We start from the raw sequence: 19,415 nt of genomic DNA on the forward strand, positions 1-19,415 counted from the left end.
TCCTAGTGACCCGTTACTTTACCGGCGGTCGTTGTGGGGACCGTCACCGCCGGGAAAAGCACCCTGAGGAGCCTCTCCGCCGAAGGGGTTGGGGTTGCCGGGAAGCGGCGGCTGGCCACCCTGCGGCACGGCGTGCATGGCCGGAGCCTGACCGCCGGGACCACCGGACATGACCGGGAACCCTCCGCTGCCCTCGGCCGAGACGTTGAGCTCGGCGAGCTGGTTCTCCAGGTAGAGCTTGAGCCTGCTGCGGTATTCGCGCTCGAAGCTGCGCAGCTCCTCGACCTTGCGCTCCAGCTCGTCGCGGGTCTGCACGAGCGAGCCCATGGCCTGGCGGTGGCGCTCCTGCGCGTCGCGCTCCAGGGTCTCGGCGCGGGCGCGGGCGTCGCCGATGACCTGCTCGGCCTGGCGGCGGGCCTTGGTGAGGATCTCGTCGGCCTCGCGGCGGGCGCGGGTGACGGTCTCGTCCGCCTCGCGGCGGGCGTCGGCGATCGCCTGGTCGGCGGTCTGCTGGGCGAGGGCGAGCACGCGGGCCGCGGTGTCCATGTTGTCCTCGGCGGGAGGCATGTTCATGGCAACGGGGACCGGCTGCTGCTGCACCGGCGGCGGCTCGGGGGCCCGCATGGGCTCCGGCTGCGGCGGCGCCATCATCTCGGGCTTGGGCTGCTCCTGGACCGGGGCGGAGGCCATGGGCATGCTCATGCCGCCCGGCACCTTCCCACGCAGGCACTCGGCCAGCTTGGCGCGGAGCTCCTCGTTCTCTTGGATCAGGCGGTCAAGCTCAGCCTCCACCTCGTCGAGGAAGGCGTCGACCTCTTCCTCGTCGTAGCCCGGCCGCAACCGGGTGGTACTGAACTGCTTGTTCCGCACATCAGCGGGCGTCAGCGGCATCTTTTTGGTCTCCTTGGCGCGCTTGGAGTCTGTCCGGAGGGACGGTAACCCGAATCACTTCAGCGCGGACACGAGTTGGAACACGACCTGCGCGGCACCGGTCCCGCTCACCGCAGCAGCCCCGCGAGCTGGATCAAGATCAGGACCACGATGAAGAGGACGGTGAAGCTTAGGTCAAAGGCCACCGTACCCAACCGGAGCGGGGGAATGAAACGGCGGAGGAACTTCAGAGGTGGATCCGTCGCGGTGTACGTGGCCTCTGCCAGCACCAGCACGAGCCCGGTCGGCCGCCAGTGTCTGGCGAAGGCCTGCACGGTCTCGAAGATCATTCTGCCGATGAGCAGCACCAAGTAGAGAGACAGGACTACGACCAAGATCTGACCTACGATCGCCACGGCCCGGCCGAGCCTCCACTTCTGATGAGCCCTCCCCGTCTCGCCGAGACCGGGTGGGGTGGGTTGGACATACAGAGACTCTAACTCTGATTGAAGAACCCGCGTTCCGCGATTCGAGCCTTGTCCTCGGCGGTCACCTCGACATTGGCAGGGGACAACAGGAACACCTTGTTGGTAACACGTTCAATGCTTCCGTGTAGGCCAAAGACCAGACCTGCCGCGAAATCGACCAGCCGTTTGGCGTCGCTGTCAACCATTTCGGTCAGGTTCATGATGACCGGGGTGCCGTCGCGAAAGTGCTCGCCGATGGTGCGCGCCTCGTTGTACGTGCGCGGATGGAGCGTGGTGATGCGGGCCAGATCGGTCGTGCGGCGCTCCAGGATCGCCGTGGAGGGCCTGGGCGCGGGCACCGGGGCGTCGGGCTCGTCGTCGCGGTCCTGGACCGCAACGGGCCGCTCCTCGCCGGTCCGCTGTGCCTCGTCCTCGTAGGCGTAATCGTCCTGGTAGGTCTCATACCTCTCGTAGCGGTCGTCCTCCACGAGACCGAGGTAGACCGCCATCTTGCGCATCGCGCCGGCCATCGCTACGTCGTCCTCCTGCTCATGGTCGCCCTCGCTCGGGCCCGGTGTCCCGGCGCCGAGGCGGTATCCGTGACCCGTCTCAGACCCTCCACCGGCTCGACCTCTACCTGATCATGGGCCTGAAGACCCACTTGAGGGGACATTACCTGACGAAGGGCTTGCGACGACCGAGCAACGCCGTACCGACGCGCACGTGTGTCGCCCCGTGGGCGACGGCCTCGGCGAGGTCGCCGCTCATCCCGGCGGAGACGATCGTGGCGCGGGGATGCTGCTCCTGCACCAGCGTGGCCACCTCGCGCAGCCGGGCGAACGCCTTGGCCGGCTCCTCCCCCAGCGGCGCCACCGCCATGACGCCGCCGAGCCACACGCCCTCGGCCAGCGCCACCTCGTCGGCGAGCTCCGGCACGTCCGCGGGGCGGGCGCCGCCCCTGGCCGGGTCGTCGTCGAGGGCGACCTGGATGAGACAGCCGACGTTGCGTCCCTGGCGGACCGCCTCGCGGCTGATCGCCTCCACCAGACGTACGCGGTCCACGGATTGGATCACGTCGGCGTAGGCGACGACGGAGCGGACCTTGTTGGTCTGCAGCTGCCCCACGAAGTGCCAGGTCAGCGGGAGCCCGGCCAGCTCGGCCGCCTTGGGGGCGGCCTCCTGGTCGCGGTTCTCGCCGACGTCGCGCACGCCCAGCTCGGCGAGGATCCTGACGTCCTCGGCCGGGCGGGTCTTGGTGACGGCGATCAGCGTGACCTCACCCCGGTCGCGGCCCACCGCGCGGCAGGCCGCCGCGATGCGCTCGTCGACCTGGGCGAGGCCGGCCGCGATCTCGTCCCTTCTCACCTGAGTCTCCCTGCGTGTCTTCGTACCGGGTCGTCGCGCCCGGACCTGTCGCGCACATGACGGCGCCGCTCCCGTCTCCCCGGGGAGCGGCGTGGGGCGCCCGTGCTACTTGAGGAAGTCGGGAACGTCGAGCTCCTCTTCCTGCTCCTCGAAGATCACCCGGGGACGTTTGGCCGGCTCCTGCATGCGGGAGGTGATGGGCGTGGGCGGGTTGGCGGGCTCGGGCGTGGGCCGCGGGATGGAGACGGGCCCGGACGGCTCGTCGGCGGGCGGCTCCCCGGCCGGCTCGGCGACGGCCTGCACCGGCTCCACCGGGCGCACCGGCTCGGGCCGCGGCTCCGGCCTGAACTCCTGCCGCGGCTCGGGGCGCGGCTCGGGACGCGGCTCGGGGCGGGTCTCCGTACGGAAGTCCGCGCGCGGCTCCGGACGCGGCTCGGGGCGCAGCGTGGGCGGCTCGGACTTGACGCTGGGCGACGACACGGTGGGCCGCACCGGCGAGGACACCGGGGGCGCGGGCGGCGGCGTGGCGGCGGCGCGGCCGGCCGGCCGCGGCACCTCCTTGACCGCCGGTCCCGGCACGTCGTCGAAGCCGGCCGCGATCACCGTCACGCGCACCTCGTCGCCGAGGGCGTCGTCGATGACCGTGCCGAAGATGATGTTGGCGTCGGGCGCCGCGGCCATCGACACGAGCTGGGCGGCCTCGTTGATCTCGAACAGGCCGAGGTCGGAGCCGCCCGCGATGGACAGCAGCACGCCGTGGGCGCCGTCGATGCTGGCCTCCAGCAGCGGGCTGGAGACGGCCATCTCGGCGGCGGCCACTGAGCGGTCGTCGCCGCGGGCGTGGCCGATGCCCATGAGGGCCGAGCCGGCGCCGGACATGACCGACTTGACGTCGGCGAAGTCCAGGTTGATCAGGCCGGGGGTGGTGATGAGGTCGGTGATGCCTTGGACACCGGACAGCAGCACCTGGTCGGCCGCCTTGAACGCGTCCAGGACGCTGACCTGCCGGTCGGAGATCGACAGGAGCCGGTCGTTGGGGATGACGATCAGCGTGTCGACCTCGTCGCGCAGCGTCTCGATGCCCGCCTCGGCCTGCATGGCCCTGCGGCGTCCCTCGAAGCTGAACGGCCTGGTGACGACGCCGATGGTGAGTGCGCCGAGCGACCTGGCGATGTTGGCCACCACGGGGGCGCCGCCGGTGCCGGTGCCGCCGCCCTCGCCCGCCGTGACGAAGACCATGTCGGCCCCCTTGAGGACCTCCTCGATCTCCTCGCGGTGGTCCTCGGCGGCCTTGCGCCCGACGTCGGGGTTGGCGCCCGCGCCCAGTCCGCGCGTGAGCTCGCGGCCCACGTCGAGTTTCACGTCGGCGTCACTCATCAGCAGCGCCTGGGCGTCGGTGTTGATGGCGATGAACTCGACGCCCTTGAGTCCCTCCTCGATCATCCGGTTGACGGCGTTGACTCCGCCGCCGCCGATGCCGACGACCTTGATGACCGCGAGGTAGTTCTGCGGTGCTGCCACGACGAGGGGCCTTTCCGCTCGTTGACTTGCCATTTCGGTGCGGATTGTCTCCGCTTTTTGTCAGTTCGGGTAACTCTCAACCTCAGGTTGAGATTTAGATTTATGTCAACCTGAGGATTGATACGGACAGTAGGAGTTACGCTCCGGGCGGGTCAACTAACCGCGCCGCAAGCACGTCCGGCGTGTCGCGGGCTGTCCGGTTCGCTCCGAAGTCGTGCCTGGTCCGGGCACTCCCGTGGCCGATCCAGACTTTAGGCTCTCACGCCGCGACCCCTGCCTCGCACAGGCTCGGCGATGCCGTTGCCGCGGGGTTGCCAGACCCTGACGTTCTTGATCACTTCAGGGTGACCACGTCGGGCGAGCTCACGTCGTAGACATTCGCCTTCTCGCGCCTGAGGAGCGAGGCCAGGATGCGGCCCTTCTCCTTGGAACGGTCGGGGCCGCCCCAGACGACCGTACGGCCGTCGGACAGCACCAGCGTGACGCCCTCGGCCGTGCCGGCGCGCACCTGCCTGACCTTCGGCGCGATCGCGCCGGGAACGGCCTGGATGACCTGGAGCGCGGCGACCGTCGCCGGGTCGGTGGCCGAGGGGTTGTCCACCCGCAGCACCGGCAGCAGGGGCGGCGCCTCCTGCCTGATCTCGATCACCACGCCCTGGCCGTCCACGATCGCGACCTTGTCGCCGGCGGGGACGGCCGCCACGGCCTCCCGCTCGACGACCTCGATCCGCAGCGTGCCCGGCCAGACCCGGTCCACCTTGGCGCTGGCGAGCTGTCTGATGCCGAGCACCCGCGTCTGGACGCCCGCCAGGTCGACAGTGGCCAGAGGATGGAGGTCGGCCACCGCGGCCTGCCGCTCGATGTGCTCGCGCGGGACTGTGATATTTCCCACGATCTCCACCGAACGCACGCCCAGCACGGGCGAGAAGAACACCAGCCACGCGGCCGTGCCCACCACCCCCGCCGTGAGCAGGACCAGGAATGCCGTCCGCGCCTTCATCGCCCTCCCAGATCACGCATATCGGCACCGAACCTACGCCCGCGCGCCGCCCGGAACCCGGCGCCACGCCCGGAGAGCGGTCAGGAAAGCCGGGCGACGATCTGGGGGCCCAGTTCGGTGACGTCGCCGGCGCCCATCGTGAGGACGATGTCGCCCGGCCGGGCCCGCTCGGCCACCAGCGCGGGCACGGCGGCCCGGTCCGGCGCGTACGAGACCTGCCCCTCCGGCAGCGGCACCCGCGAGGCCACCAGCGCCCCCGACACGCCCGGCTCCGGGTCCTCACGGGCTCCGTAGACATCGAGCACGATGGCCTCGTCGGCAAGCCCCAGCGCCGCGCCGAACTCGTCGGCGAAGAAGCGGGTCCGCGAGTAGAGGTGCGGCTGGAAGACCGCGATGACCCGCCCGTCGCCCGAGTAGGAGGCGACGACGTCGCGGGCGGCCCGGAGGTCGGCGGCCAGCTCGGTCGGATGGTGGGCGTAGCTGTCGAACACCGCGACGCCCCCGGCCTCCCCTTTGGCCTCGAAGCGCCGCTTGGCCCCTGTGAAGGCCCCCAGGCCCCCTCTGATCTCCTCGAAGGACAATCCCAGCTCGTCGGCCACGGCGATCACCGCGGTGGCGTTGAGCGCGTTGTGCGCCCCGGGGACGGCCAGGCGTACGTCGCCGCGCCCCTCGATCTCGAAGACCGTGCCGAACCCGTCGGGCCGGACCCCGGAGAGGCGGTAGTCGGCGCCCTCGGCGAGGCCGTAGGTGCGCACCCGCAGCCCGCGCGAGCGCGCCCGCCCCGCCAGCTCGGCCGAGCCCGGGTCGTCGGCGCAGATCACCAGCAGCGAGCCGACCCGGTCGGCGAAGCGGGCGAAGCTGTCGTGCACGGCCCGCGGGTCGCCGTAGTTGTCGAGGTGGTCGGCCTCGACGTTGGTGACCACGGCGATGTCGGGGGCCAGCATGAGGAACGAGCCGTCGCTCTCGTCGGCCTCGGCCACGAACACCGTGCCGGCGCCCTCGTCGGCGCCGAGCCCGGTGGTGACGAGCTGGCCGCCCACGCAGTAGGACGGATCGGCCCCGCACTTCTGCAGCGCCACCGTCAGCATCGAGGTCGTGGTGGTCTTGCCGTGGGTGCCGGCGATGGCCACGGCGGTGCGCCCGGCCATCACGGAGGCGAGTGCGGCCGCCCGCGGGATGATGCGCAGCCCCTGCTTGAGCGCCTCGCCCAGCTCAGGGTTGGAGTCGCGGATGGCGGTCGAGACGACGACGGTGTCGACGTCCTTGATGTGCGAGGCGGCGTGGCCGATGTGCACGGACGCGCCGAGCTCGCGCAGCTCGGCCACCAGCTCGGAGCTGCGGGCGTCGCTGCCCGACACGCGCACGCCGCGCTTGAGCAGGATGCGCGCGATGCCGGACATGCCCGCTCCGCCGATGCCGATGAAGTGCACCCGCCCCAGATCTTCGACGCGGACCGGATCGACCAGCTTCACGAGACTCATCGGGCTATCTCCAACACTTTCCTGGCAAGGATGATATCTGCGTCCTTACGGCCGAGCCTGGCGGCGGCCTCCGACATGGCGGCGACGCGCTCGGGGTCGTGCAGCATCGGCAGCACGTTCCTGATGATCCAGTCGGGCGACAACTCGGAGTCGTCGGCCATGAGCCCGCCACCGCCGCGGACGATGCGCTCGGCGTTGAGCGCCTGCTCGCCGTTGCCGTGCGGCAGCGGGACGTACGCGGCCGGCAGCCCCACCGCGGTCAGCTCCGCGCAGGTGAGCGCGCCGCTGCGGCACAGGGCCACGTCGGCGGCGGCGTAGGCGAGGTCCATGCGGTCGACGTAGGGCAGCAGGACGTATTGAGGGTCTCCGGGCGGCGGCTCGTGCTCGACGAGGTTCTTCGGCCCGATCACGTGCAGCACCTGCACCCCGGCCCGGCGCAGCGCGGGTGCGGCGGCCAGCGCGGCCTCGTTGATCGAGCGGGCCCCCTGCGAGCCGCCGAAGACCAGCAGCGTGGGCCGGTCGGTCTCCAGACCGAACCACGAGCGCGCCTTGTCGCCCATGGACAGCCGGTCGAGCGAGACGATCTCGCGGCGCAGCGGCGTGCCGATGTAGTCGGCCTTGGGCAGCGCTGCCTCGGGGTGGCCGGTGAAGACGTGCTCGGTGAGCCGCGCGCCGAGCCGGTTGGCCAGCCCGGCGCGCGGGTTGGCCTCGTGGACGACGATCGGCAGGCCGCGCCGCTTGGCCGCCAGGTAGGCGGGCGTGGCGACGTAGCCGCCGAAGCCGACCAGGACGTCGGCCTGGACGCGTTCGAGCACGTTCACGACCGCGTTGATCGCCCCGGCCAGCCGGCCGGGGACGGTCAGCAGGCTCGGGGTGATCGCGCGCGGCAGCGGGACCGCGGGCACCAGCTCCAGCTCGTAGCCCCTGGCGGGCACCAGCCGGGTCTCCAGGCCGCGCTCGGTGCCCACGCAGGTGATGCCGATGCCGGGATCGAGATGGCGCAGCGCGTCCGCAAGGGCTAGCGCGGGCTCGATGTGCCCGGCCGTCCCCCCACCGGCGAGGACCACCCTCATCAAGGTCACTCCCTAACGTGTCGCTCGGCCTCTGGACGTACCCCCCAGGCCAAGCCAGCTTAGGGCCCGCGCGCCGGGTCCGGGGCCACGAGCGGCCAGAGCCTCACGCGCGCCCGGCTCATGTTTGGCGAACGACAGCAGCATGCCGAGCGCGGCGAGCGTGGGCAGCAGCGACGAGCCGCCGTACGAGACCAGCGGAAGGGGGATGCCGGTGATGGGCAGGACGCCGAGTACGGCGCCCATGTTGACGGTGGCCTGCCCGACGATCCAGGCGACCATGGCGGCCGCGGCCAGCCGGATGAAGGGGTCGTTGACGCGTACGGCGACGCGCAGCCCCGCGTAGCCGAGCAGCCCGAACAGCGCGACGACCAGGAGCGTGCCCATGAGCCCCAGCTCCTCGCCGACGATGGCGAAGATGAAGTCGCTCTCGCCGTGCGGCAGCCAGCTCCACTTCTGCCGGCTCTGGCCGAGCCCGACCCCGAACCAGCCGCCGGAGCCCATCGCGATCTGCCCCTGCACGGCCTGGTAGCCGGCGCCCTGGGCGTCGGCCCAGGGGTTGAGGAAGGCGCCGATGCGCCGCATCCGGTAGGGCTCCACCTTGATCATGATGAGCGCGGCCAGCACGGCCAGCGACATGATGCCGCCGAACAGCTTGATCGGCGCGCCCACCACCCACAGCAGGGACAGGAAGACCATGAAGAGCACCAGCGTGGTGCCGAGGTCGCTGCCCAGCAGGACCAGCACGACCAGGATGGCGGTGCCCGGCATCAGCGGGATCAGCAATTGCCGCCATTCGATGCGGCCCTGCCGCGCCCGCCGCGCCAGCAGGTCGGCGCCCCACAGCACGAGCGCGAGCTTGGCGGGCTCCGACGGCTGGATGGTCAGCGAGCCGACGTAGATCCAGCGCTGCGCGCCCAGCTCCGCGGAGCCGATGAACAGCACCATCACCAGCGAGATGATCGACAACGCCATCAGCGGGTAGCCGGCCCAGCGGAAGAACTTGACCGGCAGGCGCGAGCAGGCGTACATGACCGGCACGGAGACCAGGGCCGACAGCGACTGCTTGATGAACCACGAGAACGGGCTGCCGGTCTTGCGCAGCGCCTCGACGCTGGAGGCCGACAGCACCATCATCAAACCCAGCGCGAGCAGCAGCGCGCCGCACATGATGATCAGGTAGTAGGTGGTGAGCGGCCTGCCGAGCAGCTCGCGCAGCGTGGCGAGCTGCTCGCGGGCCCAGCCCTGCGGCCCCTCGGCGGAGGCAGAGGCGGGGGCGGGTTGCGCGCCCTTCTCGACGGTCGCGCTCACACCGCTCCCTCGGCCCGCTCCTTCAGCCCGCGCACGGCGCGCGCGAAGGCCTCGCCCCGCGCTGGGTAGCCGGGGTACATGTCGAGTGAGGCCGCCGACGGGGAGAGCAGCACGGTGTCGCCCGGCGAGGCCAGGCGGGCGGCTGCGATGACGACTTTCTCCATCGCACCAGTGTCCCGATCGGCGATGTCCACGACGGGGACATTCGGGGCGTGTCGCGCGAGGGCTTCGGCGATCTCGGCACGGTCGGCGCCGAGCAGCACGGCGCCGCGCAGCCGAGGTGCGGCCCGGCGGACGAGGTCGTCCACGTCGGCCCCCTTGAGCTGGCCGCCCGCCACCCACACGATCGACGGGTAGGAGGCCAGCGCCGCGGCGGCGGCGTGCGGGTTGGTGGCCTTGGAGTCGTCCACGTAGTCGACGCCGCCGACCTGGTCGACCAGCGCCAGCCGGTGCGGGTCGGGCACGAAGTCGCGAAGGCCCCGCGCGACCGCCTCGCCCGGCACGCCGAACGCGCGGGCCAGGGCCGCCGCGGCCAGGGCGTTGGCCACGTTGTGCGGGGCGAGCGGGCGGATGTCGCCCAGCGTGGCGAGCTCCTCGGCCGCCTCCACCGGGTCGGCCACGAACGCCCGGTCGACCAGCAGGTCCTCCACGACGCCGAGCTGCCCGCGCTTCGGCACCCGCAGCGTGAACCCGACGGCCCCCGGGTAGGGCGCGGCCAGCCGGGTCGCCTCGGGGTCGTCGGCGTTGTAGATCACGGTGCCTGCGCGCTCGTAGACGCGGCCCTTGGCGGCGGCGTACGCCTCCATGGAGCCGTGCCAGTCGAGGTGGTCGGGGGCGACGTTGAGTATGGCCGCGGCGTGCGGGGCCAGCGTGGCCGACCAGTGGAGCTGGAAGCTGGACAGCTCGACGGCCAGCACGTCGTACGGCTCCGCGACCGCCCGCACCACGGGCAGGCCCACGTTGCCCACGGCCAGGGCCTTGTGCCCGGCGGCGAGCAGGATCGAGGTGAGCATGCGCACGGCGGTGGTCTTGCCGTTGGTGCCGGTCAGGGCGAGCCACGGGGCGGCGTGGGCCGGGCGCAGCCGCCAGGCCAGCTCGACCTCCCCCACGACCTCCACGCCCGCCTCCAGCGCGGCGGCGACGAGCGGGTGGTGCGGCGCCCAGCCGGTGGTGACGAGCCGCGTGGCGCCCTCGGGCAGGGCCATCTCGCCGAAGCGGGTCTCGACGCCGAGCCCGGCCAGCTCGGCCGCGGCGGCGAGCTGGCGCTCCCCCTCGACGGCCTCCACGACGACGACGTGCTCGCCGCGCTCGGCGAGGGCCCGCGCCACGGCGGTGCCGGAGACGCCGAGCCCGGCGACGCAGGTGAAGGTCATGGCTTGGGCATCCACTCGACGTAGAACAGGCCGAGCCCGAGCGCGGCGCAGAGCATGGCGATGAGCCAGAAGCGGACCACGATCGTGGTCTCCGCCCAGCCCTTGAGCTCGAAGTGGTGCTGGAGCGGGGCCATGCGGAAGACCCGTTTGCCGGTCATCTTGAAGAACCCGACCTGGATGATCACGGACAGGGTGATGATCACGCACAGGCCGGCGAGGATGATGAGGAGGAGCTGGGTGCGGGTGGCGATGGCCAGGCCGGCCAGCACGCCGCCGAGGGCGAGTGAGCCGGTGTCGCCCATGAAGATGCGGGCGGGCGGGGCGTTCCACCACAAGAAGCCTATGAGCGCGCCTAGCACGGCCGCGGCGACCACGGCGAGGTCGAGGGGGTCGCGTACCCAGTAGCAGTTGGGTCCGAGCTGGTCGATGCAGTTGTTGCGGAGCTGCCAGTTGCCGATCAGCACGTACGCCGCCAGCACCACGCCGGAGGCGCCGCTCGCCAGGCCGTCGAGGCCGTCGGTGAGGTTCACCGCGTTGGAGAACCCGACGATCATGATGAGCACCCAGATGGTGAACCCGACGATGCCGATCGAGGGGCCGATGTCGCGCAGGAACGACACCCGGGTCTCGGCGGGGGTGATGCCGTAGACGTTGGGCTGGCGGACGACGAGGACGGCGAAGACCGCGCCGACGACGAGCTGGCCGAGCGCCTTGGCGCCGCTGCGCAGGCCGAGGCTGCGCTGCTTGTAGATCTTGATGAAGTCGTCGAGGAACCCGACCGCGCCGAGCCCCGTCATCAGGAACAGCACCAGCGTGCCCGAGACGGTCGGCGGCGTGAGGGTGGCCAGGTGGGAGGCCCCGTAGGCGAACAGGGCGGCCAGGACGAACACTATGCCGCCCATGGTGGGGGTGCCCCGCTTGCCGAGGTGGGCCTGCACGCCCTCCTCCCGGACCTGCTGGCCGATGCCGCGCCGCGTCAAGAGCCGGATCGCCAGCGGGGTGCCCAGCATCGAGAGGATGAGGCCCACCGCGCCGGCGATGATGATGTTGGTCACTGGGGGGCACCTCCGAGGACCAGTTCGGCCGTACGCTCCAGGCCCATGGCGCGCGGCCCCTTGATCAGCACCGCGTCGCCGGGCCGCAGCCACCCGCCGAGCTCGGCGGCGGCCGCGGCGGCGTCGGGGACGTGCACGATGCGCGTCGCGGTCTCGCCCGGCGGGCCGCCCGGCGGCGCCTGCGCGGCCCTCGCGGCCTCGTGGGCGCCCTCCAGGACGGGCTCGGCGTCGGGCCCGGCCACGACGAGGCCCGTCAGGCCCGCGCCGCCGGCCAGGACGCCCAGCTCGCGGTTGAGCGCGGTGGCCTCCTCGCCCAGCTCGCGCAGGGCCGCGATGACGGCGAAGCGCCGCCGCCCCTGACCGAGCACGGCGAACGTCTCGAACGCGGCCCGCATCGAGTCGGGGTTGGCGTTGTAGGCGTCGTTGATCACGGTGACGCCGTCGGCCCGCTCGCTGACCTCCATCCGCCAGCGGCTGGCCGGCGTGGCCTGCGACAGCTCGTCGGCGATGGTGGCGACGGGCAGCCCCAGCTCGTACGCCGCCGCCGCGGCGGCCAGCGCGTTGTCGACCGAGTGGCCGCCGTAGAGCTGGAGCGTGACGGGCGCGTCGCCGGACGGGGTGCGCAGGGTGAAGGAGGCCCGCCCGCGCTCGTCCATGGTGACGTCGTCGGCGCGGATCGCGGCGTCCTCGCCCCGGCCGTAGAAGGTGACCCTGGCCTCGGTGCGCGAGGCCATCTCGCGGACGAGGGGGTCGTCGGCGTTGAGCACCGCCACGCCCTCACCGGACAGCGCCTCGACCAGCTCGCCCTTGGCCTTGGCGATGGCCTCCTTGCCGCCGAACACGCCGAGGTGGGCGGTGCCGACGTTGAGCACGACGCCGATGCGCGGCGGCGCGATGCGGGTCAGCTCCTTGATGTGGCCGATGTTGCGGGCGGCCAGCTCCAGCACCATGAACCGGGTGTCCTGGTCGGCGCGCAGCACGGTCAGCGGGTGGCCGAGCTCGTTGTTGAAGCTCCCGACGGGCGCGACGGTCGGGCCCATCCTGGCCGTGAGCCGGGCCAGGAGGTCCTTGGTGGTGGTCTTGCCTGCCGAGCCGGTCACGCCGATCACGGTGGTGCGGGGCAGCGCGGCCACCTGCGCGGAGGCCAGCACGGCGAGGGCCGCGGCGGCGTCCTCGACGATCACCGCGGGCGCGTCGACGGGCCTGGTGGCCAGCACGGCGACGGCCCCGGCCCGGACGGCCTGGGCGGCGAAGTCGTGGCCGTCCACGCGCGCGCCCGCGAACGCGACGAACAACGATCCCGGTTCGACGGCCCGCGAGTCGATCACGACGGGCCCGCGCACCACGGCGCGGGGATCGGCCATGCCCGACAGGGTGCCGGAGGTGATCTCGGCGATCCTGGCCAGCGGCAACGGGATCATCAGTGCTTCCTGCTTTCCGTGCTTTCCTTGCGTGCGTGGATCGCCTCGGCGACGGCCTCGCGGTCGTCGAAGGGGATCACTTCGCCTGAGACGTACTGGCCCTGCTCGTGACCCTTGCCCGCTACGACGATCACGTCGCCGCGCCCGGCCCTGGCGATCGCCAGGCCGATGGCTGCGGCGCGGTCGGGCTCAATGATCACATGAGCGCGGCCGTGCTGCGGAACGCGGAGCGCTCCCTCCATCATCGCCGAGAGAATGGCGAGCGGATCCTCGGTACGAGGATTGTCGCTGGTGAAAATGGCCACATCCGCCAGCTCAGCGGAGATCTCGCCCATGATGGGCCTTTTGCCCGTGTCGCGGTCGCCGCCGCAGCCGAGGACGATGACCAGCCGGCCGGCGGTGACCGTACGCAGCGAGCGCAGCACCGACTCCACCGCGCCCGGTTTGTGCGAGTAGTCGACGATCGCCTGGAAGTCGTCCTCGGCGCTCGTGACGCGCTGCATGCGCCCGGGGACCCCGGCGAGCGTGCCGACGCCGTGCACCGCGGTCTGCAGCGGCACCCCGGCCTCGACCAGGGTGACGATGGCGCCGAGCGCGTTGGCGACGTTGAACGGCCCCGGCAGGGCGATCCGCGCGTCGGCCTCCACGCCGCCGGGACCGGTCACCCGGAAGGCGCTGCCGTCGGCGCCCAGGCGGACGTCCAGCGCCCGCCAGTCGGCCTCGGGGTCGCCCTCCGCCGAGAACGTGGTCATCGGCACCTTGGCCCGGTGCAGCAGCTCGCGGCCGTGACGGTCGTCGAGGTTGGTGACCCCCGCCCGGCTCAGCTCCGGCTGGAACAGCCGCGTCTTGGCGGCGAAGTAGTCCTCGAAGTCCTTGTGGAAGTCGAGGTGGTCCTGGGACAGGTTGGTGAACAGCGCCACGTCGTAGTAGACGCCGTCGATCCGGCCGAGGGCGAGCGCGTGACTGGAGACCTCCATGGCGGCCGCGGTGACGGACCGCTCGCGCATGAGGGCGAACAGTCCGTGCAGCGTCGTGGCCTCCGGCGTGGTCAGCGTCGGCTGGAAGCACAGCTCGCCCGCGCGGATCTCGACGCCGCCCACCAGGCCCGTCGTGTGCCCGGCCGCCCGCAGGCCCGCCTCCAGCATGAACGTGGTGGTGGACTTGCCGCTGGTGCCGGTCACGCCGAGGACCTGGATGTCGTGGGCCGGCTGGCCGTAGACCCAGGAGGAGATCTGCCCGAGCAGCGCGCGCGGGTCCGGCACGATCAGCACCGGCAGCCCGGTGGCCGCGGCGGCCTCGCGCCCGGCGGGATCGGTCAGGATCGCCACCGCGCCACCGGCCATCGCCTGCGCGGCGAACGTGGCGCCGTGCACCTGGCTGCCGGGCAGGGCGACGTAGAGATCACCTCGCCGGACGTCGCGGGAGTCGATGGTGACGCCGGTCAGCGCGGCGTGGGGCGACCTCGACGTGCCGGAGCCGGCGTCGAGCATGGTCGCGAGCCCGGTCAGCGGGCGGGGCGGATTGGTCGTGGGACGCATAGACGACGGGGGACGCACGGCGAGAGCGTACCTTCCCTGGTCACTCTCCGGCGCGCGTACGCACCGGCGGCGCGGAGGAGCCTGTGGGAGGAATCTTCTTGCTCTTGATGGCGAACGTCATCACATCCTTGAACACGGGGGCCGCGAGCTGCCCGCCGAAGTGCCCGTTCTTCGGGTTCTGCAGCACCGACAGCACCACCAGGCGCGGGTCGTCGGCCGGCGCGAACCCGACGAACGACGCAGTGTAGCCGTCGTAGCGGCCGAGGCCGGCGTCGTAGCGGTTGGCGGTGCCGGTCTTGCCCGCCACCCGGTAGCCGGGGATGGCGGCCAGATGGCCGGTGCCCTCCTCGCCGACGGCGCTCTCCAGCATGGTCGTGATCTCCTTGGCGGTGGTCTCGCTCACCACCCTGGTCTGCTTGCCCGGCGCGGCCGGGACGAAGTGGCCGGAGGCGTCCGTGGCGCCGGCCACGATCTGCGGCTCGATCTTGACCCCGCCGTTGGCGATGGTCTGGTAGACGCTGGCCATCTGCAGCGCGGTCACCGACACGCCCTGTCCATAGGCTACGGTGCAGCTCTGACTGCCCGACCACTTCCGGTAGTCGGGCAGCAGGCCCGCCTCGGCGCCCGGCACCCCGCCGCCCGGCGTGCTGCCGAAGCCGAACGCCTTCAGCATCGCGTACAGCCGGGCGCTGCCGACCTTGCGCGCGGCCATGACCGTGGCCACGTTGCTCGACTCGGCCATCGCCTGGCGGAACGTCATCGACTCGGCCGCGTGCGCGTGCGCGTCGCGCAGCACCTGGTCGTAGCACTTGATCCGGTCGGGCACCTCGAACACCGTGTCCGGGGTGACCATCCCGGCCTCCAGCGCGGCGGCGGCCGTGATGACCTTGTTGGTGCTGCCCGGCTCGAAGACGTCGGCGGCGGCCTTGTTGATCTGGCTGGAGGCCGGGGCCGAGCGCCAGTTGCCGAGATCGAGCTCGGGGGCGTTGGCCATGGCGACGATCTGCGCGGTGCGCACGTCCATGACGATGACCGTGCCGCTGTCCGCGCCCGACTTCTTGACCTGGTCGGCGACCGACTTCTGGGCGGCCCACTGGACGTCGCGGTCGATGGTCAGCCGGACGTCCTGGCCGTTGACCGGGGCCGTGCGCTGACTGCTGGTCATCGGGATGCGCTGGCCGTCGCGGCCGGTCTCCACGCGCTGCCGGCCGTCGCGGCCGGCGAGCACCTTGTTGCTGGTGCGCTCGATGCCGATCAGGCCCTTGCCCTCGTCGCCGACGAAGCCGATGAGGCTGCCCGCGAGGTCGCCCGCCGGATAGAGGCGGCGGTAGGTCTTCTTCGCGTTCAGCGCCGGGATGGACGCCTGCAGCAGCCTGCTCGCCACGAGCGGGTCGACGTCGCTCGCCAGGCGCTGATAGCGGGTGTCGGTACGGGCCAGCTTGGCGGCCATGTCCTGCTCGCTCTTGCCGAGCTGCTGGGCGAGGATCTTGGCGATCTTCGCGCGCACCCCGGCGTCGGTGATCTTGGACGGGTCGATGGACAGCTCGCGCGCCTCGACCGTCACCGCCAGGTCGTGGCCATTGGCGTCGGTGATCGAGCCGCGCTTGGCGGGGATCGTCTCGACGTGCTGGCGCTGGTCGACGGCGGCGGCCTCGTAGACCTTGGAGTCGAGGCCCTGCATCTGGATCAGGCGGCCCGCGAAGATCGACAGCACGAACGTCATGCCGATCAGGCCGATGTTGACGCGCCGGCGCGGGCTGCCGAGCCGCAGCACCAGCGGCGGCTTCGGCGGGCGCGGCGGGGCCGGCGGGCGGCGGCCGGGACCCCTCGGCGGCGGGACGTCCCCGCCGCGCGGGCCCCTGGGGCCGTCGGCGGGACGGCGCGGCGGGACGCGGTCACGTTCGCCCGGCCGGGCCCGGCGCGCCGGCCCGTCGTCCTGACGTCCTCGTGCCCGCCCGTCGTCGTCCCGTCCACCACGGGCCCGGCCGTCACCCGCCCGGTCGCCACGTGCCCGTGCGTCGTCGTCCTGGCGTCCTCGGCTTCGTGTTTCGCCCGGGCGCCCCTCCCGGAGCGTGCGCCGGTCGTCCTGGTCCTGGACGCGTCCCCGCAGACGCTCGTCGTCCCGCTCCCCGGGCGCACGGCGGGACCGGCCCGCGTCGTCGCGCTCGGCGGAGGTGCGGCGGGGGCGGTCGTCGTCCCGGCCGCCCGGGGTGCGCGGGCCGGTGTCGCGGCTCTGGGCGCCGGCGCGGCCACGGGGGCGGTCGTCGTCCCTGGACGGGCGGGCGCGGGGGTCGTCGTCGGGCCCGAACGGCAGGTCCAGCGGATCGGGTCGCTTGCGCGGCTGCCGGGGCGGGTTGTCCGGCGACGCCGGGCGGCCCGAACCCTCCGAACGGGCGGAGCCGCCCTGACGCCCCGTCCGTCCCGGTCCGCCCGGCGTACGACGAGCGGCGCCGGGCCCTCCTTGAGAGCCGGCGCCGCCGGCGCCGCGGCCGGGTCCCTGCCCCCTGCCGCCTGATTCCCTCACCGCTGCGTGTCCGCCTGGGGTGCCTGGTCGCCGTTCCAGCTGTTGACGTTGTCCCAGTCGGGGTGCTGCCCCTGCTGCTCGGCGAGCTCGGCGATGACGCCGGGCTGGGTCTTGCGCTGGTAGTCCTGCTCGATCTTCTCCTTCTCCTGACGCGCGACCGCGATCTGCTCGCGCAGCTTGGCGTCGGTGATGGCGTCCTGCGCGAGCATGGTGTTGAGCAGCAGCAGGCTGACCAGGCCGCCGGACATCAGCCCGACGACGAGCAGCACGAACGGCGTGCGCTGGCGCCGCGCGGGCCGCCGCGCCGCCGCGGGCCGCGCCGGCCTGCTCGCGGCCTCGGGACGCGCGCTGGTACGGGTGCCGGGACGCGCCTCGGTGCGGGTCCCGGTTCGTGCCTCGGTGCGGGGCTCCGGGCGTGCCTCGGTGCGGGCGCGGGCCTTCGGCTGCTGCGGCTCGGGCGGATGCGGCTTGGACTGGTGCGGGGCCGGGGACCGGCGCACGCCGGTCCGGGGAACCGTCTTGGCCCCCGTCTTGGAACCGCTCTTGGAACCCACCTTGGACGCTGCGGCGGGCGCCGCGCGGCGCACGGCCGCGACCCGGCCGGTCTCCTGCTCAGTCGTCAACACGGATCCTCTCTGCCGCCCGTAGCCGGGCCGAGGTCGCCCGCGGGTTGCGGGCGACTTCTTCTTCGCTCGGGAGCTCCGCTCCCCTCGTCAGCAGGCGGAACCTGGGCTGGTGAGCCTCCAGGGGGACGGGCAGCCCGGGGGGGCTGGTGTCCCTGGTTCGCGCCGTGAGGGCCTGCTTGGTGAGCCGGTCCTCAAGTGAGTGGTATGAGAGCACGACGACTCGACCACCCAGGGCGAGCGCGTCGAGTGCCGCGGGCAGCGCCGCCTCCAGGGCGGACAGTTCCGCGTTCACCTCGATGCGCAGCGCCTGAAAAGTCCTTTTGGCGGGGTTGCCCCCGGTGCGCCGGGTAGCGGCGGGGATCGCGTCGCGCACGATGTCCGCGAGCCGCTTGGTCGAGGTTATGGCCTCTTTGGCGCGTTCTTTGATGATCAGGGCCGCGACACGCGGAGCGAATCTCTCCTCGCCGTAGACGCGCAGAATGCGGGTCAGCTCGGCGGCGGAGTAGGTGTTGACCACCGTCTCGGCCGTCAGCTCCTGCTCGGTGTCCATGCGCATGTCGAGCGGCGCGTCGTAGGAGTAGGCGAACCCGCGTCCGGCCTCGTCGAGCTGCGGCGAGGACACCCCGAGGTCGAACAGCACCCCGTTGACGACGGGGCGGCCGACCTGCTCGAGCACCTCCCGCAGGTCGCCGGAGGAGGCGTGGACCAGCGTGATGCGGTCCGCGTACGGGCTCAGCCTCCGTGTGGAGTGCTCGATCGCGAACGGGTCGCGGTCGATGCCGATCAGGTGAAGCGACGGGTGGGCCGCGAGCAGGGCCGCGGAATGACCGCCGAGGCCGAGATTGGCGTCGACCACGACGGGGTCGGGGCCGGTGAGCGCTGGGCCCAGCAGTTCCAGTACGCGCCCGAGCATCACCGGAACGTGACCACCCGTGCCGACGTCGTCCTGCATCTCCAACCCCCCTTTCGCGTCCTTGCTCGCGGATGACGCGTACAGATCGATCCGTTTCTTTCTGGGTCCCCACCCGGCGCCGCCCGGCCAGGTCCCCATCCGCACCCTCTTCGTGGAAGCCCGTCCACTGACACCGGGGAAGGTGCATCAGTTGACCGGCAGTGGTTGCGGGTGGAGACCTCGCCGAACGACAGCTCCGACGGATCGACCGTGGCTACATCACAAGATCCCTGGCAGCACCTCCTCCGACAGATCGGCGAACGCCTGCTCCTGTGCGCTGAGATAGGTGTCCCAGGCCTGGGAGTCCCAGATCTCCAGCCGGGTGTTGGCTCCGATGACGACGCAGTCACGCTCCAGGCCGGCGTAGTGGCGCAGGCCCTGCGGGATGGTGACGCGTCCTTGTTTGTCCGGTGTCTCGTCGGACGCGCTGGCGAAGAAGACGCGGCTGTAGTCACGCACCGCCTTGGCGGTGACCGGGGCGGTCCGGAGAGCCTCGGTAATGCGCTGGAACTCCTCCACGGGAAAAACGTAGAGGCATCGCTCCTGGCCTTTGGTGATCACAAGACCCTCCGCCAGCTCCTCACGGTACTTAGCCGGCAGGAACAGCCGTCCCTTGTCGTCGAGGCGCGGGTGATGGGTGCCGAGGAACATCGGCGCCACCTCCCGTGCCTGGCGAAGCGCTCAGCGCTGGCGCACCGTGCCCTCCACTGCGCACCACCATACTCCACTTCTCCCCACCGTCAACTGATTCGAACCGTCTTCACCATCGGTTTCGTTTGCGTCGCCGCAGGTCAGAGGGGTGGGGCGGAGTGGAGGGGGGTGCGGGCGCGACCAACTCTCA

At 72.1% G+C, this 19,415-nt stretch carries 17 protein-coding genes; all 17 read right to left on the reverse strand.

The genetic code is table 11. The annotated features are described in order from the left end of the window. Positions 1 to 18: 18 nt before the first annotated feature. Positions 19 to 891 (reverse strand): DivIVA domain-containing protein, encoded by an 873-nt coding sequence (locus BMW85_RS01985; RefSeq protein WP_091076048.1) that lies wholly within the window; start codon positions 889 to 891, stop codon positions 19 to 21. Positions 892 to 998: 107 nt separating this feature from the next. Then, positions 999 to 1,286: a YggT family protein gene (locus BMW85_RS01990; protein WP_020545512.1), complete on the reverse strand. Its 288-nt coding sequence runs from the start codon at positions 1,284 to 1,286 to the stop codon at positions 999 to 1,001. An 80-nt stretch (positions 1,287 to 1,366) separates the two neighbouring features. Then, positions 1,367 to 1,867 (reverse strand): cell division protein SepF, encoded by a 501-nt coding sequence (locus BMW85_RS01995; protein ID WP_091076051.1) that lies wholly within the window; start codon positions 1,865 to 1,867, stop codon positions 1,367 to 1,369. 142 nt (positions 1,868 to 2,009) lie between these two features. Beyond that, positions 2,010 to 2,702, reverse strand: a complete 693-nt coding sequence (locus BMW85_RS02000; RefSeq protein ID WP_091076052.1) for a YggS family pyridoxal phosphate-dependent enzyme — start codon at positions 2,700 to 2,702, stop codon at positions 2,010 to 2,012. 105 nt (positions 2,703 to 2,807) lie between these two features. Beyond that, entirely contained in the window at positions 2,808 to 4,223 is a 1,416-nt protein-coding gene (gene ftsZ / locus BMW85_RS02005) for a cell division protein FtsZ (protein ID WP_091076054.1), read from the reverse strand. Positions 4,224 to 4,557: 334 nt separating this feature from the next. Next, positions 4,558 to 5,223, reverse strand: a complete 666-nt coding sequence (locus tag BMW85_RS02010) for a cell division protein FtsQ/DivIB (protein WP_091076056.1) — start codon at positions 5,221 to 5,223, stop codon at positions 4,558 to 4,560. 80 nt (positions 5,224 to 5,303) lie between these two features. Then, positions 5,304 to 6,704, reverse strand: a complete 1,401-nt coding sequence (gene murC / locus BMW85_RS02015; protein ID WP_091076059.1) for a UDP-N-acetylmuramate--L-alanine ligase — start codon at positions 6,702 to 6,704, stop codon at positions 5,304 to 5,306. Then, entirely contained in the window at positions 6,701 to 7,777 is a 1,077-nt protein-coding gene (murG, locus tag BMW85_RS02020; protein ID WP_091076062.1) for an undecaprenyldiphospho-muramoylpentapeptide beta-N-acetylglucosaminyltransferase, read from the reverse strand. Before murG ends, murC begins: the two co-directional genes overlap by 4 nt. 12 nt (positions 7,778 to 7,789) lie before the next feature. Then, positions 7,790 to 9,085, reverse strand: coding sequence for a putative lipid II flippase FtsW (gene ftsW, locus BMW85_RS02025; protein WP_091076065.1), 1,296 nt, complete (start codon positions 9,083 to 9,085; stop codon positions 7,790 to 7,792). Further along, positions 9,082 to 10,458 (reverse strand): UDP-N-acetylmuramoyl-L-alanine--D-glutamate ligase, encoded by a 1,377-nt coding sequence (gene murD, locus BMW85_RS02030; RefSeq protein WP_091076068.1) that lies wholly within the window; start codon positions 10,456 to 10,458, stop codon positions 9,082 to 9,084. Before murD ends, ftsW begins: the two co-directional genes overlap by 4 nt. After that, positions 10,455 to 11,513, reverse strand: coding sequence for a phospho-N-acetylmuramoyl-pentapeptide-transferase (gene mraY, locus BMW85_RS02035; protein ID WP_091076072.1), 1,059 nt, complete (start codon positions 11,511 to 11,513; stop codon positions 10,455 to 10,457). The genes murD and mraY overlap by 4 nt, the downstream gene beginning before the upstream one ends. Then, positions 11,510 to 12,934: a UDP-N-acetylmuramoyl-tripeptide--D-alanyl-D-alanine ligase gene (locus BMW85_RS02040; protein ID WP_091076074.1), complete on the reverse strand. Its 1,425-nt coding sequence runs from the start codon at positions 12,932 to 12,934 to the stop codon at positions 11,510 to 11,512. The genes mraY and BMW85_RS02040 overlap by 4 nt, the downstream gene beginning before the upstream one ends. Continuing rightward, positions 12,934 to 14,472 carry a UDP-N-acetylmuramoyl-L-alanyl-D-glutamate--2,6-diaminopimelate ligase gene (locus BMW85_RS02045; RefSeq protein WP_091076076.1) on the reverse strand — a complete coding sequence of 513 codons (1,539 nt, stop codon included), beginning with the start codon at positions 14,470 to 14,472 and terminating at the stop codon, positions 12,934 to 12,936. The genes BMW85_RS02040 and BMW85_RS02045 overlap by 1 nt, the downstream gene beginning before the upstream one ends. A gap of 40 nt (positions 14,473 to 14,512) precedes the next feature. After that, a complete protein-coding gene (locus tag BMW85_RS02050; RefSeq protein ID WP_454188952.1) occupies positions 14,513 to 16,246 on the reverse strand; it encodes a peptidoglycan D,D-transpeptidase FtsI family protein in 1,734 nt (577 codons plus the stop codon). A 746-nt stretch (positions 16,247 to 16,992) separates the two neighbouring features. Further along, entirely contained in the window at positions 16,993 to 17,619 is a 627-nt protein-coding gene (locus BMW85_RS02055; protein ID WP_091076078.1) for a 4a-hydroxytetrahydrobiopterin dehydratase family protein, read from the reverse strand. Next, positions 17,609 to 18,574 carry a 16S rRNA (cytosine(1402)-N(4))-methyltransferase RsmH gene (gene rsmH / locus BMW85_RS02060; RefSeq protein WP_091077135.1) on the reverse strand — a complete coding sequence of 322 codons (966 nt, stop codon included), beginning with the start codon at positions 18,572 to 18,574 and terminating at the stop codon, positions 17,609 to 17,611. The genes BMW85_RS02055 and rsmH overlap by 11 nt, the downstream gene beginning before the upstream one ends. A 219-nt stretch (positions 18,575 to 18,793) precedes the next feature. After that, positions 18,794 to 19,225 carry a division/cell wall cluster transcriptional repressor MraZ gene (mraZ, locus tag BMW85_RS02065; RefSeq protein ID WP_091076081.1) on the reverse strand — a complete coding sequence of 144 codons (432 nt, stop codon included), beginning with the start codon at positions 19,223 to 19,225 and terminating at the stop codon, positions 18,794 to 18,796. Between the last annotated feature and the right edge of the window lie 190 nt (positions 19,226 to 19,415).

The organism is Nonomuraea wenchangensis, assembly GCF_900111685.1.
Lineage (GTDB): Bacteria > Actinomycetota > Actinomycetes > Streptosporangiales > Streptosporangiaceae > Nonomuraea > Nonomuraea wenchangensis.

Coding starts and splice junctions, on each gene's coding strand:
- murD (WP_091076068.1), bottom strand. CDS start 10,458: ATGACCTTCACCTGCGTCGCCGGGCTCGGCGTCTCCGGCACCGCCGTG.
- BMW85_RS02045 (WP_091076076.1), bottom strand. CDS start 14,472: ATGCGTCCCACGACCAATCCGCCCCGCCCGCTGACCGGGCTCGCGACC.
- murC (WP_091076059.1), bottom strand. CDS start 6,704: ATGAGTCTCGTGAAGCTGGTCGATCCGGTCCGCGTCGAAGATCTGGGG.
- BMW85_RS02040 (WP_091076074.1), bottom strand. CDS start 12,934: ATGATCCCGTTGCCGCTGGCCAGGATCGCCGAGATCACCTCCGGCACC.
- BMW85_RS01985 (WP_091076048.1), bottom strand. CDS start 891: ATGCCGCTGACGCCCGCTGATGTGCGGAACAAGCAGTTCAGTACCACC.
- BMW85_RS02010 (WP_091076056.1), bottom strand. CDS start 5,223: ATGAAGGCGCGGACGGCATTCCTGGTCCTGCTCACGGCGGGGGTGGTG.
- mraZ (WP_091076081.1), bottom strand. CDS start 19,225: ATGTTCCTCGGCACCCATCACCCGCGCCTCGACGACAAGGGACGGCTG.
- rsmH (WP_091077135.1), bottom strand. CDS start 18,574: ATGCAGGACGACGTCGGCACGGGTGGTCACGTTCCGGTGATGCTCGGG.
- murG (WP_091076062.1), bottom strand. CDS start 7,777: ATGAGGGTGGTCCTCGCCGGTGGGGGGACGGCCGGGCACATCGAGCCC.
- BMW85_RS01995 (WP_091076051.1), bottom strand. CDS start 1,867: ATGGCCGGCGCGATGCGCAAGATGGCGGTCTACCTCGGTCTCGTGGAG.